Source organism: Pseudarthrobacter sp. R1, assembly GCF_024494415.1.
Classification (GTDB): domain Bacteria; phylum Actinomycetota; class Actinomycetes; order Actinomycetales; family Micrococcaceae; genus Arthrobacter.
Map to the genome: position 1 here is coordinate 1 of NZ_JAMKFI010000024.1, position 421 is coordinate 421.

1 protein-coding gene is annotated in these 421 nt (G+C 50.1%); it reads right to left on the reverse strand.

The genetic code is table 11. The annotated features are described in order from the left end of the window. The coding region (locus tag M8J71_RS22785; protein ID WP_256250145.1) for a hypothetical protein at positions 1–211 on the reverse strand (211 nt) is incomplete at its 3' end. Positions 212–421: the final 210 nt, after the last annotated feature.

The window sequence follows — 421 nt, forward strand, 5'->3', positions numbered from 1 at the left end:
GGTACTTATTCACAGGTTTTGACTTGGGTGATCCTGAGTTTTTACCTGCACTCACCAAGAACGTATGCCAGAGCAGTGTTAGAGCCCGATTGGCTGTTTTCTGATCAAAGCATTCGAAGACAGGAACGGCGGGGCCTTCAGCCGCCTTCAAACAGATTATCCCCAAAGCGGCTAAACAGGATTTGGGGAAAGCCCCGACAAGAACCAGCATTGACCGCCTCAGGCGAAGCCGACGGAAGCTGATCATTTTATGATCTAAACCGTGTAAGCGCCGTTATATAAGGCTCCTAGCCATGCACCAACAATTTATCCACACCTTGGCGAACAGATTCCGTGGGCAAAACGGAGCGTACCTGACAGTTGGTCCAGTTTGCGGGAATCAAGGCATGGTCCGGGGTAAAGGATTAATTTAGCACAAGGG